15 protein-coding genes are annotated in these 13,394 nt (G+C 53.4%); 14 read left to right on the top strand and 1 reads right to left on the bottom strand.

The genetic code is table 11. From position 1 onward, the window contains the following. The first annotated feature begins 304 nt into the window (after positions 1-304). The 10 genes from BT142_RS19175 to BT142_RS13610 all read left to right on the top strand — a co-directional run bounded on the left by BT142_RS19175 (position 305) and on the right by BT142_RS13610 (position 9,229). The gene (locus BT142_RS19175) at positions 305-457 is read left to right on the top strand and encodes a hypothetical protein (RefSeq protein ID WP_175545502.1); all 153 of its coding nucleotides are present in this window, start codon (positions 305-307) and stop codon (positions 455-457) included. A 400-nt stretch (positions 458-857) separates the two neighbouring features. Further along, entirely contained in the window at positions 858-2,261 is a 1,404-nt protein-coding gene (locus BT142_RS13650; protein WP_072418744.1) for a fibronectin type III domain-containing protein, read from the top strand. Between the two features lie 239 nt (positions 2,262-2,500). Beyond that, a complete protein-coding gene (locus tag BT142_RS13645) occupies positions 2,501-3,064 on the top strand; it encodes a DUF3793 family protein (RefSeq protein WP_072418743.1) in 564 nt (187 codons plus the stop codon). A gap of 16 nt (positions 3,065-3,080) precedes the next feature. Beyond that, positions 3,081-3,485 (top strand): flavodoxin, encoded by a 405-nt coding sequence (locus BT142_RS13640; protein ID WP_072418742.1) that lies wholly within the window; start codon positions 3,081-3,083, stop codon positions 3,483-3,485. Positions 3,486-3,693: 208 nt separating this feature from the next. Further along, the gene (locus BT142_RS13635; protein ID WP_072418741.1) at positions 3,694-3,906 is read left to right on the top strand and encodes a FeoA family protein; all 213 of its coding nucleotides are present in this window, start codon (positions 3,694-3,696) and stop codon (positions 3,904-3,906) included. Between the two features lie 12 nt (positions 3,907-3,918). Continuing rightward, on the top strand, positions 3,919-4,137 hold the full coding sequence (locus BT142_RS13630) for a FeoA family protein (RefSeq protein ID WP_072418740.1): 219 nt from the start codon (positions 3,919-3,921) through the stop codon (positions 4,135-4,137). Positions 4,138-4,191: 54 nt separating this feature from the next. Continuing rightward, positions 4,192-6,603, top strand: a complete 2,412-nt coding sequence (locus BT142_RS13625; protein WP_072418739.1) for a ferrous iron transporter B — start codon at positions 4,192-4,194, stop codon at positions 6,601-6,603. Positions 6,604-6,616: 13 nt separating this feature from the next. Next, positions 6,617-6,793 carry a FeoB-associated Cys-rich membrane protein gene (locus tag BT142_RS13620; protein WP_072418738.1) on the top strand — a complete coding sequence of 59 codons (177 nt, stop codon included), beginning with the start codon at positions 6,617-6,619 and terminating at the stop codon, positions 6,791-6,793. A 67-nt stretch (positions 6,794-6,860) separates the two neighbouring features. After that, positions 6,861-7,166, top strand: a complete 306-nt coding sequence (locus tag BT142_RS13615; RefSeq protein ID WP_072418737.1) for a DUF6110 family protein — start codon at positions 6,861-6,863, stop codon at positions 7,164-7,166. Continuing rightward, positions 7,163-9,229, top strand: coding sequence for a heavy metal translocating P-type ATPase (locus tag BT142_RS13610; RefSeq protein WP_072418736.1), 2,067 nt, complete (start codon positions 7,163-7,165; stop codon positions 9,227-9,229). The genes BT142_RS13615 and BT142_RS13610 overlap by 4 nt, the downstream gene beginning before the upstream one ends. An 86-nt stretch (positions 9,230-9,315) precedes the next feature. Here BT142_RS13610 and BT142_RS13605 read toward each other — a convergent pair whose 3' ends face one another. Next, positions 9,316-9,678, bottom strand: a complete 363-nt coding sequence (locus tag BT142_RS13605) for an MBL fold metallo-hydrolase (RefSeq protein ID WP_242871984.1) — start codon at positions 9,676-9,678, stop codon at positions 9,316-9,318. 209 nt (positions 9,679-9,887) lie between these two features. On the opposite strand from BT142_RS13605, the gene BT142_RS13595 reads away from it, so the two are divergent. From BT142_RS13595 to bioA, 4 genes are read left to right on the top strand one after another with little or no spacing between them, the layout of a single operon-like run. Then, complete coding sequence (locus tag BT142_RS13595) at positions 9,888-10,436, top strand: biotin transporter BioY (protein WP_084659487.1); 549 nt, start codon at positions 9,888-9,890, stop codon at positions 10,434-10,436. Positions 10,437-10,465: 29 nt separating this feature from the next. Further along, entirely contained in the window at positions 10,466-11,437 is a 972-nt protein-coding gene (bioB, locus tag BT142_RS13590) for a biotin synthase BioB (protein ID WP_175444960.1), read from the top strand. Then, positions 11,430-12,128 (top strand): dethiobiotin synthase, encoded by a 699-nt coding sequence (gene bioD / locus BT142_RS13585; protein ID WP_072418731.1) that lies wholly within the window; start codon positions 11,430-11,432, stop codon positions 12,126-12,128. The genes bioB and bioD overlap by 8 nt, the downstream gene beginning before the upstream one ends. Then, complete coding sequence (gene bioA, locus BT142_RS13580) at positions 12,125-13,327, top strand: adenosylmethionine--8-amino-7-oxononanoate transaminase (RefSeq protein ID WP_072418730.1); 1,203 nt, start codon at positions 12,125-12,127, stop codon at positions 13,325-13,327. Before bioD ends, bioA begins: the two co-directional genes overlap by 4 nt. Positions 13,328-13,394 lie beyond the last annotated feature (67 nt).

Raw genomic sequence — 13,394 nt, 5'->3', positions numbered from 1 at the left:
ATAAGTAATCACATTAAATTACCGTAAGCTAACTGCTATTCAGTATAGCATATCAGACAATTTTTGTCAATAGGCACAGATAAAAAATGAGGCGTGAACAGATATACAAAATCCTGATGAGGGATATCTGTTTCTATATACATCATATATAGTTGCATACAATATCTTGACAAAAATATTCCAAAGCGGTAATACTATATCTGCGGATATGCACCATATCGATGAGGAAATATTTGAGTTTGGCTATTTATATCTCGAAAAATTAACGTTGCTGAAAACAACCGGACCTACAGCTCCATTGACAATGTTCTGTTCGACAAGGCTCATCAACTGCCCCATAAACAATTATATCACCACTTTCGATATCCCCGACAGCGCGACCGAGATCAAGAATTCCACATTCAGCGGATGCGTTTACTTCCTGTCCGAAACTCATTTCCATCAACGTTTCCGATGACAACGCAAAGTACAGGCTCTCCCGACGGCATCCTTTACAACAAGAAAAAGAATGAACTGGTTCTCTGCCCAGCGAAAGCTGCGATCATTGACCTTATCATCCCTAAAAAAAACAACACCGATCGTTTCGTGATGAGACGGTCGGTGTTTTGTTCTTTACAGACGCACACAGATGGATGTTTTTGGCAGAAGCTCACAAAATATCTATCTCACATTTGTACAGAATCACACTTGACTGAGCAGTCGGGATGGTGTATAATAATCTCTACGGTTGCGATTAGCTAACTCTGTTCTCTGACTATTATGCCTAAATTATGTCGGGATACAGAACGGCTTTATTTTTTACCCATAAGTTAGCTGATGCTAACATAATATAATTTCTCAGGAGGATGAGATCAAACATGAAAAGATCAAAAACCAACACAAGAATCGCCGTGAGCTTCATGCTCAGTCTGCTCGCTGTCTGCGGTGCGGCTCAGCCTGCATACAGCTCGTTTGCGGCAGAGACGATCACCGCTGCTGCCGAGACCGAAGCATTCACTATCGACTTGCAGAGCGTCGAGACAAGCGGCAGCACGAACGCATATATTACCGTGACCTTCGGCAACGAGAGCTCCGACCTCAGACGCATCGCAGACGCAGGCGTGAAAGTCAACGGCAGCAAGCTGAACTATAACAGCTCCTACAGCTATATCAGCTACGCAAATTCGGGGGACTGCATCGTCAGCGGAAATACCATACAGTTCTACACTTCGTCGCTGAGCGAGGGCGAGAATACCGTTACTTTCACGAATCCCGACGGCGGTGAGGATGTGTCGGTTCGTCTGAGTATGTCGAAAACGGGCGACTACTGGAGCGGTTACAACTATACCGTCGAGGTGCTCGGCGAGACTGACAAGCCTTCCGACGAAGATCCCGACAGCGACTTTGCCATCGAGCTCGACAGTATTGGCACATCGGAGTCATCGACCGCATTTGTCGAAGCGACCTTTAAGAATGACAGCGCCGACGTCAAGCGCATCGCTGCCGCAGGCGTAAAGGTCAACGGCAAGACCCTGAACTACAACAGCAGCGCATACGAAATCGGCTATGCGAACGTCGGCGACTGTGTTGTCAGCGGACAGACCATTTCGTTCTACACCTCTTCCCTGTCCGAGGGCGAGAACACGGTGACCTTCACGAATCCCGACGGCGGCGAGGACATTACAGTTAAGCTCAGCAAGTCGGGCAGCTATCCCGATTATGAAGTCAAGGTCATCGAGGAAACGACTTACACCGCCCCGACCATCACGTTTGAAAAGGGCGACGGTGCAGTCAGACTCAACTGGACCGAAGTCGAAAATGCCGAGAGCTACGCGGTAGCCGCATTCGTGAACGGTTCCTGGACAAAGCTCGCAGAGGGCAAGACCAACACCTACGTCATCAAGGGTCTGACCGCAGGAAAGCAGTACAAGGTCGCAGTCATCGCGAAGGTGAACGGCAAATGGTCCACCGACGTGTCCAACGCGATCATTGTAACCCCGAACGCGGCTGCCGCCAATTACCCGAAGATCACTAACGTCGAGGTCAAGGGCAGCGCATTCAGGCTGACATGGGATGCGGCTGAAGGCACAGAAAAGTACTGCATCGCGTATTTCTCCGCAGGCAAATGGAAGCTTCTCGGTCAGCTTGACGCCGAAAGCACAAGCTTCACAAAGACCAATGTCCCCGCAGGAACATACAAGGTCGTTGTTGGCGCAAAGGTCGGTGGAAAGTGGGATATCAGCAAACTCGATCAGAGAGCGGTCAATGTAACTATCAAGTGATCTCTCCCCCTCGGATCAAAGCCGATGGTTTCTTCGGAAGCTGTCGGCTTTGTTGTATATAAAGCCAAGTTAACAAATACTAACTGTTTGCACAAACGGCAGGTTAGATATACCTAACCGTTTGTTCGTTCCTACAATTTTTGTGCATACATCAGCCAAATACCTTGACTTCGGGAGCATCTCATAGTATAATAATGATACAGGTTAGTTATAGCTAACTAAGAGAAAGGAGCAGCAAAATGTCTGCCGATGAAAGAAGAAGACTGGAAAATATGCTTGCTTTTCACGCGGCACCGACCCTCATGGGGCTTAAATGCGGCAGTCTGCCGACATTTTCCTCGCAGGAATTCGACCTCGCTGAGGTGGCGCGGATGTTCGGCGGCGGCTGCTTTGGCAAGAGGATATCCGCACGCTTTATCAGACGCTGCGCCTGTCGGACGCTCATCTACGTCTACGACAGGCAGCTGCTTGACGAAAGGCTGTCGGACAGGGCTGTGAAGGAATTTCTCTCGGGGTACGGCTACTCCCCTTTTTTCAGCACTGAACAGTGCCTTGACAGACTTTGTGTACGGCTCTGCGAGAAGGACTTTCCCCACGAGATAGGCATCTTCCTCGGCTATCCGCTGGAGGACGTCAAGGGCTTTATCGCAAACTGCGGACAGGGCTGCAAGCTCTGCGGTATGTGGAAGGTCTACGGCGATGTGGAACGCGCGAAGGCGCTCTTCGAGTGCTACAAGCAGTGCAGGATACGCCTTTGCAGAGAGCTTGAAAACGGTAAACAGCTGCGCTCATGCGTGGCATAAAACAGGAGGTTATATAATGAAAACAGCAGTGATCTATTGGAGCGGAACAGGAAACACCGAGGCTATGGCGAACGCCGTTGCAGAGGGCGCAGGAGTTTCCGCTGTGCAGGTATCGGCTTTTGACGGCGATGTGGCGGATTTTGACGCGCTGGCGCTGGGCTGCCCTGCTATGGGTGCGGAGGAACTTGAGGACACAGAGTTCGAGCCGTTCTTCACGTCTATCGAGGGCAAGATCAGCGGCAAGAAAATCGCTATCTTTGGTTCTTACGACTGGGGCGACGGCGAGTGGATGCGTCTGTGGGCAGACAGAGTCAAGGCAGCAGGTGCCGAGGTTGTCGGCGGCGAAGGACTCATCTGCAACAACACCCCCGATGATGATGCTCTTGCAAAGTGCGCCGAACTCGGAAAGCAGCTCGTTTGAGCCAGCAAGCACAATAGTATCATTCCGAAGGCTGCCGATGTGATTCGGCAGCTTTTGCGGTTAGCTGATTCTAACAAAATTTCAGTTATGCAGCGCTAACTCTTTTTGCATTTCGACAAAGTGATAAGGAAAGTATTGACAATCATGAGTTAGAGATGTATAATCAATATGAAAGTTAGATTATTCTAACCAACACAAGGAGGTAAATATGATGCCATTAGTATCGGCAAACGCAGGCGAAAGCTACACTATCGCACGCATCGGCGGAACAGCAGAAGTCCGCAAACACCTTGAAGACTTAGGGTTCGCGGTCGGCGGAACAGTCACGGTGATATCCGACATGGGAGGAAATCTCATCGTGAACGTCAAGGAAACAAGGGTGGCTGTCAGCCGCGAGTTAGCAATGAAAATAATGGTCTGAGGAGGGTTTGATATGACATTGAAGGACGCAAGGATCGGCGACACCGTCACGGTGAAGAAGCTGACAGGCGAGGGCGCAGTCAAGCGCAGGATAATGGACATGGGTCTGACGAAGGGTACTTCCGTCACTGTCCGCAAGGTCGCACCGCTTGGCGACCCTATCGAGGTCACAGTACGTGGTTACGAGCTTTCGATCCGCAAGGCGGATGCAGAAATGATCGAGGTCATGTGACCATATTTTTTTGCAGAAAAGTTAGCTCGAGCTAACATACGAGGAGGAAAAATCATGAGTATCAAAATAGCGCTGGCGGGCAACCCGAACTGCGGTAAGACCACGCTTTTCAATGCGCTGACAGGCTCCAACCAGTTCGTAGGCAACTGGCCCGGAGTAACCGTCGAGAAGAAAGAGGGAAAGCTGAAAAAGCACCCCGACGTCATCGTCACCGACCTGCCGGGTATCTATTCGCTCTCACCCTACACCCTCGAAGAGGTCGTGGCGAGAAACTACCTGATCGACGAGCACCCGGACGTTATCCTGAACATAATCGACGGAACGAACTTGGAGCGAAATCTCTACCTGACCACACAGCTCACCGAGCTCGGCATCCCCGTCGTATGCGCCGTCAACATGATGGACGTTGTCAACAAGAACGGCGACAAGATCGACATTTCCGAGCTGTCAAAGGCGCTCGGATGCAGGATAGTTCAGATATCCGCACTCAAGGGCGACGGCGTTTCCGAAGCGGCTGAGACCGCCATCAACGCCGCAAAGACAAAGCACGGCGGCCCCGTTCACCGCTTCGATGCGGCTATCGAGCACGCACTCGCGCACATCGAGGAAGCCTGCGTACACGACTTGCCCGAGGAACAGCAGAGATGGTACGCCATTAAGCTGTTCGAGCGTGACGACAAGGTCATCGAAAAGCTCGGCATCAAGGGCGACAAGCTCGAACACATCAACAAGGACATCGAAAAGGTCGAGAAAGAGCTTGACGACGACAGCGAATCGATAATCACGGGCGAGCGCTACAACTACATCTCGTCCATCATCGACAGCTGCTACGACAAGAAAAACAAGGGTTCGCTCAGCACCTCCGACAAGATCGACAAGATCGTCACCAACCGCTGGCTGGGTCTGCCGATATTCGCGGCGATCATGTTTGCGGTGTACTGGGTGGCGATGGTCGCTGTGGGCGCACCGTTGACCGATTTCACCAACGACAATATTTTTGGTGACGGCTTCCACCTGTTCGGCAAGGGTACTGCTGAATACGAAGCCGCCGCAGAGGAATACGCAGGTGCGCAGCTTATAATTGACGGCTACGAGGCTTACATTGAAGCCAACGGCACTGCTCCGACAGAGGAGTTCCCCTACGATGTGGAGGACGAGGAAACCCTTGAAATTTCGCAGGAAACAGCCACCCTTGCCGACTACGAAGCCGCCCTTGCAAGTATTGAAAAGATCGGCGACGAGCCTGACCCTGCGGACTACGGCACGTTCGTTCCCTCTATCCCGGCACTTGTGGAAGCGGCTCTCGACAAGGCAAATGCGGCAGACTGGGTAAAAGGTCTTGTCATTGACGGAATCGTTGCAGGCGTTGGTGCAGTCCTCGGATTTGTTCCGCAGATGCTGGTTCTGTTCCTGATGCTGGCGTTCCTTGAAGCCTGCGGTTATATGTCGCGTATCGCATTCGTGCTCGACCGCGTGTTCCGCAAGTTCGGTCTGTCGGGCAAGTCGTTCATCCCGATGCTCGTCGGCGTTGGCTGCGGTGTTCCCGGTATCATGGCTTCAAGAACCATCGAGAACGAGCGTGACCGCCGCATGACCATTATGACCACAACATTCATCCCCTGCGGAGCTAAAGTACCGTTCATCGCTATGATCGCAGGCGCTATCTTCGGCGGTTCCGCGTGGGTAGCTACATCGGCATATTTTATCGGAATGGCTGCTATAATCATCTCGGGTATCATGCTGAAAAAGACCAAGATGTTCGCAGGCGACCCTGCACCCTTCGTTATGGAGCTGCCTGCTTATCACCTGCCGACCGTCAGCAACGTTCTCCGTTCCATGTGGGAGCGCGGCTGGTCGTTCATCAAGAAGGCTGGTACGGTCATCCTTGTTTCACAGGTCATCATCTGGTTCACGAGCAGATTCGGCTTCATCGACGGCAGTTTCAGTATGCTCGAAGAAGATCAGCTCGACGCTTCACTGCTCGGAAAGATAGGCAGTGTTCTCGCGTGGGCGTTCATCCCCCTCGGTTGGGGCAACTGGCAGGCTGCTGTCGCATCCATCACGGGTCTTGTGGCGAAGGAGAATATCGTCGGCACGATGGGTACGCTCTACGGCGGCGGCGAAAGAACTGTATGGCAGGAGCTTGCAGTTCAGTTCACAGGCATCACGGGTTATTCGTTCCTCGTATTCAACCTGCTTTGTGCGCCCTGCTTCGCGGCTATCGGCGCTATCAAGCGTGAGATGAACAACGCGAAGTGGACATGGTTCGCGATTGGCTACCAGTGCGGATTCGCGTATGTTATCGCGTTCATGATAAACCAGTTCGGCGGACTGTTCACAGGAAAGGTCAATGTGCTCGGCGTAATATTCGCAGCAGCGGCACTGGCAGGCATGATCTATATGCTCGTTCGTCCCTACAAGGAAGCAACTAAGCTGACCGCTAAGCTTGCAGTCAGCAAGGCGTAAAGGAGAGATCATTATGGCAGTATGGTTAAGTGAAAATATCGGAAATATCGTCGTGATAATTATAGTAATCGCAGTTCTCGCGCTGGCTCTGCGGTCGATCATCAAAGACAGACTGTCGGGCAAGGGCGGCTGCGGATGCGGCTGTTCGAGCTGTGCGATGAAAGGCAAGTGCCATACTGCCAAAAAATAGTCATGTTCGGGAGGGGAAACTCTCCCGTTCATTATATCAAATCTAAATTTAGAAAGGAAGAATTCTTATGTCATTCTGGGTAAAAGGTGCATTATTCGTAGGAGGAATGGCGGCAAGCACGCTTGGCGTCAAGCTGCTGACCAGCAAGACCGCAAAGAAGGTCTACACCGAAACTACAGCCGCCGCTCTTCGCGGTAAGGAGTGCGTAATGAAGGGAGTTATCAAGGTGCGCGAGGGATGCGGCGACATCGTTGCGGACGCTAAGGACATTAACGAAAAGCGTGCGGAGGAAGAGGCTGCCGAGATCATCGATGACGTCACCATCGTTGAAGATGCCGCTGAGGAGACACCCAAGGAGACTGACGAAGAATGAGGTGTCAGATACTTCACAGCTCGAAAAACCGTCTGCGCGTACATATCATGCGTCCGAACATGACCCTCGCGCAGGCGGATATGCTGGAATACTATCTCAGGGCGAAGCCGTTCGTGACCGACGTAAAGGTCTACGACCGCACGGGCGACGCGGTGATACTCTTCACCGACCGTGCGCTCCTGATAAAAGCACTGTCCGAGTTTTCGTACAGTAAGCAGACCGCCGCCCTTGTTCCCGAACACACAGGCAGAGCCCTCGACCGCGAGTTTGAGGACAGGCTGTTCTGGATGCTGGCGAAACGCTACGTCTTCAAACGGCTGATACCACAGCCGTTACGGATGGTGCTGTCGGTCATCAAGGCGGCGAAATACGTCCGCGAAGCAATCATATCGCTGTCGAAGGGCAGGATAGAAGTCAGCCTGCTGGACGCAGTGGCGATAACCGTGTCACTGGTGCGCGGCGATCACAATACCGCTTCTAGCGTTATGTTCATGCTGGGTCTCGGCGAGCTTCTGGAGGACTGGACGCACAAAAAGTCGGTGGACGATCTTGCAAGAACCATGTCCCTCGGCGTGGAAAAGGTCTGGCTGAAAAGCGGAGATACCGAACTGCTCGTGCCCATCCGCGACGTCCGCGAGGGCGACGAGATGATCGTCCGCACGGGCAGCATGATCCCCCTCGACGGCAAAGTCATCTCGGGAGAAGCCGAGGTCAATCAGGCGACGCTCACGGGCGAAGCACTCCCCGTCCACAAGTCGGCTGGCAGCTATGCTTACGCCGGCACGGTGGTCGAACAGGGCAGCTGTGTCATCCGCGTCGATAAGGTCACGGGCAGCGGCAAATACGACCGCATCGTGAAGATGATCGAGGAGAGCGAAAAGCTCAAATCCGAGGTGGAGAGCCGCGCGGCGCACCTTGCCGACAAGCTCGTGCCCTACTGTCTCGGCGGCACGCTGCTGACCTACCTGCTGACGCGAAACGCCACCAAAGCGGTGTCGATACTGATGGTGGACTTCTCCTGTGCGCTGAAACTCGCCATGCCCATTTCGGTCATCTCGGCGATGCGCGAGGGACAGAGCCGCGGAATGACCATCAAGGGCGGCAAGTTCCTTGAAGCCGTGGCGGACGCGGACACCATCATCTTCGACAAGACGGGCACGCTGACCCACTCCGAGCCGAAGGTCGCGAAGATAATCACCTTCGGCGAAAACGACGAGGCTGAAGCCCTTCGGCTGGCGGCGTGTCTTGAAGAGCACTACCCCCACTCCATAGCCAACGCGGTGGTCAAGGCGGCGAGCGACAGAGGGCTCATCCACGAAGAGCTGCACAGCGAGGTCGAGTACGTTGTTGCGCACGGCATCGCAAGCTCGGTGAGCGGTGTCAAGGTGGTGCTGGGAAGCTACCATTTCGTGTTCGAGGACGAGGGCTGCACGCTCCCCGACGGCGAGCAGGAGAAGTTCGACAGTCTCCCCGACGAGTTCTCGCATCTGTTCCTCGCGGTGGGCGGCGTGCTCGCGGCGGTAATCTGCATCGAAGACCCGATACGCGGTGAGGCAGGCGAAGTCCTATCGCAGCTCAAGCAGCTCGGTATCAGAAAGATCGTCATGATGACGGGCGACAGCGAACGCACGGCAAAGGCAGTCGCGGACAAGGTCGGAGTTGACGAATTCTACGCGGAAGTCCTGCCCGAGGACAAGGCGGAATTTGTCCGCCGCGAAAAGAGTGCAGGCAGAAAAGTCATCATGATCGGCGACGGCGTGAACGACTCCCCTGCCCTCTCGGAAGCCGACGCAGGTATCGCGATCAGCAGCGGTGCAGCGATCGCCCGTGAGGTGGCGGACATCACCATCTCGGCGGACGACCTCACCTGTATCGTGACGCTCCGTCAGCTCAGCATGGCGCTGATGAAGCGCATAAACGCAAACTACCGCAGTATCATGAGCTTCAACACGGGGCTGATGGTGCTCGGAGCGGCAGGGATCATCGCGCCCACCACGTCGGCATTCCTGCACAATTCCTCGACGCTTGTGATAGCGGTCGGCAGCATGAGAAATTATCTCTGACCCGACTGCCCATGCATATATCACAAAACGCAAAGACCGATCCGAACGCTTTGTTCGGGTCGGTCTTTCGTGTCTTATGAGCCTGTTTATAACACTTCATCACCGCTGTACAGGACGTGCAGTTTATCACCCACGATGCCTTTCATCAGCTCGAATGCGGAGATGCCCGTGCAGTGACCGCTGTAGAAAACGGTGTAAAGACGGGAAAGTTCCTCCGCAGTGCGAATGATGACGGCTTTTTCTTCATAGGTATGCTCGCCGTCCTTTTTCATTATGTGGAAACCTGTGATAACGCAGTCGGGGGAGTTTCCGAAGAGCTCTCTGTAGCGGCCGAGAATATTCGGGATACCGTTGTGCGAACAGCCCGATAACAACAAATACCTGCCGTTCTGAGTGATGCCAAGGCACTGCTCATGGGCGAAATCATCGGAGACCTTCTCACCGTTCACGACACGCGACAGCTTTCTGTTGCCCTGCGGATAGCATCGCCTGCCCGTGATGCCGCCGTAGAGGGTGGTGCCTGCTTCAATGAGACGCTTGAAATCACCCTCCCTTGGGAGTTTAAAGATCTGTATGTCAACCTACTTATAATTTAGGGTTGACATAATCGAAATGCTGTGGTATAATATGATAGCAAATTCAGGAAGGGGGTGAGATCATAAAAACCAAAGACATTATACTGACATCATTATTTGCCGCTCTGACGGCTGTCGGAGCATTCATCCGCATCCCCGTCCCTGTCTGTCCGTTCACGCTACAGTTTCTTTTCACAACGCTTGCAGGCGTGATACTCGGGAGCAGAAAGGGTGCTCTGGCAGTTTCCGTATATGTTCTGCTCGGGCTGACAGGGCTCCCCGTTTTCACCGAAGGCGGCGGGATAGGCTATATTTTTCAGCCCACCTTCGGATACCTTATCGGGTTCATCGCGGGGGCATATATCACGGGCAGGATAGTACACGGCGGCGAGCTTACCATGCCGAGACTGCTCATCGGATGTTTCGCGGGTCTGCTGGTCGTTTATGCGATGGGAATGGCGTACTACTGGGCGATAAGCAAGTTCTGGCTCCATTCTCCCATCGGGATATGGCCGCTGTTTCTGTACTGCTTTCTGCTGGCAGTCCCCGGGGACATCTGCCTGTGCATCCTGTCGGCTGTACTCGGCAAAAGGCTCATCCCTGCCATCGGGCTGTCGTACAGGACAGTGTGAAAACTTTTGAAAGGAACTTATTTATGGACATCATTCAACTTGCCGACGAGATAATCGGCGGAAAACGCATACACCGCGGCGATGATACGGCATTCTTTCTTTCGGCCGATATCGAACTTCTGAGCAAGGGCGCTGACCGCATCAGAAAGCACTTCTGCGGAGACCATGTCGATCTGTGCAGCATAATCAACGGCAAAAGCGGCAAATGCTCGGAAAACTGCCGTTTCTGCGCTCAGTCGGCTCACAACTGCACGGGCGTAAGCGAATATCCGTTCTTAGACACCGAAACGATACTCAAAGAGTGCCTGCACAACGAGGAAAGGGGCGTTCACCGCTTTTCGATAGTCACCGCAGGAAAGACGCTCAGTGATGAGGACTTTGAAAAAGCCGTCGAAGCCTACAGCACGCTCAGTGAAAAAACTCATATGATGCTCTGCGGCTCCCACGGGCTCCTCACGGACGAACAGTTCCGCAGACTGCGTCAGACAGGTGTGAACAGATACCACTGCAACATCGAGACCTCCCGCAGGAACTTTCCGAACATCTGCACCACCCACAGCTACGACGACAAGATAGCCTGCATCGAACGTGCAAAAAACGCAGGCTATGAAGTCTGCTCGGGCGGCATCATCGGCATGGGCGAGACATGGGAGGACAGGATAGACATGGCGATAAGCCTTGCCGAACTCGGCGTTGATTCGATACCGATAAACGCCCTCATGCCTATCAAAGGGACACCGTTTGAAGGGCTCGAACGGCTGTCGGAAGAAGATATCCTGCGGACAGTCGCGATATTCAGATACATCTGCCCTACCGCTCAGATTCGCCTTGCGGCAGGCCGCGACCTGATGAAAGAATGCGGCAAAAAAGCGTTCCTTTCGGGCGCGAATTCGACGATAACGGGCGATATGCTCACCACCTCGGGAAACGACATCAACGCTGACGTAAGTATGCTGAAAACTATGGGCTTCGACCTTGAAAAGGTGAACGGCGATGAGTAAGGGGCTGTTTATCACAGGCACGGGAACAGACGTGGGCAAGACCTACATCACAGGTCTGCTGCTCAAAAAGCTGAACGAAAGCGGACTCAGCCCCGCCTACTTCAAAGCCGCCATGAGCGGAAACGAACGGGACAGCCGCGGAGACCTCATCCCCGGCGACGCGCTTCATGTAAGGAACGTTTCGGGGATAACTCAGCCGCTTGACACGATGTGTCCGTATGTCTACGAGACCGCCGTTTCGCCGCATCTGGCTTCAAGAACAGAGGGCTCGCCGGTTGAATTGGCAGCAGTAAAAGACAGCTTCGCAAGGCTGACGGAAAAATATGAGTACATCATCGCCGAAGGAAGCGGCGGCATCCTTTGTCCGTTAAGATACGATGACGAAAAAATATTCCTCGAAGATGTGATAAAACTGCTGGCTCTGCCCTGCATCATCGTCGCTGACGCAGGTCTCGGAATGATAAACAGCGTTGTTCTCACCGCCGCATACATGAAGTCACGCGGAATTTCTGTCAAGGGCATCATCCTGAACCATTTCCACCAAGGCGATGTTATGGAAGAGGACAACAGAAAAATGTGCGGGGAACTCACCGGTATCCCCGTCATCGCCTGCGTCGGTGAGAACGGTGCCGACCTCGGGATCAGCGGTGAATACATAGCTTCACTTTGCGGAAAGGAGAACGAAAGATGATATGGTATCCCTATGCCCAGATGAAAACGCTTGAACCGCCCATAAAGATAGCTTCCGCGAAGGGGGTGCATCTTTACACCGAGGACGGCCGCGACCTTATCGACTCGGTCTCATCCTGGTGGAGCGTCATCCACGGCTATAACAACAGCGTGATAAACGACGCGATAAAGGAACAGCTCGACAAATTCGCTCACGTCATGCTCGGCGGTCTGACTCACGACGCAGTTCAAAAGCTCTCCGAAAAGCTGGCTTCGTGGCTGCCCGGCGACCTGAATTACTGCTTTTTCTCGGACTCGGGAAGCGTTGCGGTCGAGGTCGCGCTGAAAAAGGCGCTGCAATTCAACACCAACCGCGGCTCGGAGCGCAGCGTCATCCTTGCCCTTGAACACGCTTATCACGGCGATACCTTCAAGGCGATGGAGGTCGGCGACGATGAGGATTACCACTTCGCATTCGGCAGCTCAAACGAGAAAAAGCGCGGCGTGATACATATCCCGACCGAAATATCGGCGCTCGAAAAAGCCTTTGAGACCTACGGCGACAAGCTGAGCTGTTTCATAGTCGAGCCGCTGCTTCAGGGCGCGGGCGGGATGCGGATGTACGATGTTTCGTTCCTTGAAAGAGCGCGTCAGCTTTGCGATGAGAATGATGTCCTGCTGATATTCGATGAGGTCGCAACAGGTTTCGGGCGCACGGGGAACCGCTTTGTCGCCGACCTTGTCCTGCCCGACATCCTCGTGCTCGGCAAGGCTCTGACAGGCGGATATATCGGGCACGCTGTGACCGTCGCGAACAAGCGTGTCTGGGACGGATTCCTCAGCGACGACCCGACTCACGCACTGATGCACGGTCCGACCTTTATGGGAAATGCCCTCGCCTGCTCGGCGGCGCTGAGATCCATCGAGCTTTTCGAGAAGGGCAACTACCTCGAAAGGATAAGACGGATAGAAGAGATAACAAGGCGCGAGCTGGCAGGCTTTACATCCGAAAAAATCGAAGAGATACGGATAATGGGCGGCTGTGTCTGCATCGAAGTCAAGGACGAAAAATATCTGGAAGGCTTCCGCAGGTACGCGTTTGAACACGGGGTATTCAGCCGTCCGTTCCTGAAATATATGTACGCGATGGTGCCGTATGTCATAGAAGAACCCGAGCTTGTGAAGATACTCGATGTCATGAAATCGTGGTTCAACGACTAAAATAAATATCCATAGCAAAGGCTGACAGCACAAACGGTGCGTCAGCCTTTATCTTTTATATCGTCGC

This window comes from Ruminococcus sp. YE71 (assembly GCF_900119155.1).
Taxonomy (GTDB): Bacteria; Bacillota; Clostridia; order Oscillospirales; family Ruminococcaceae; genus YE71.
This window is presented reverse-complemented; position numbering and strand designations above follow the sequence as displayed.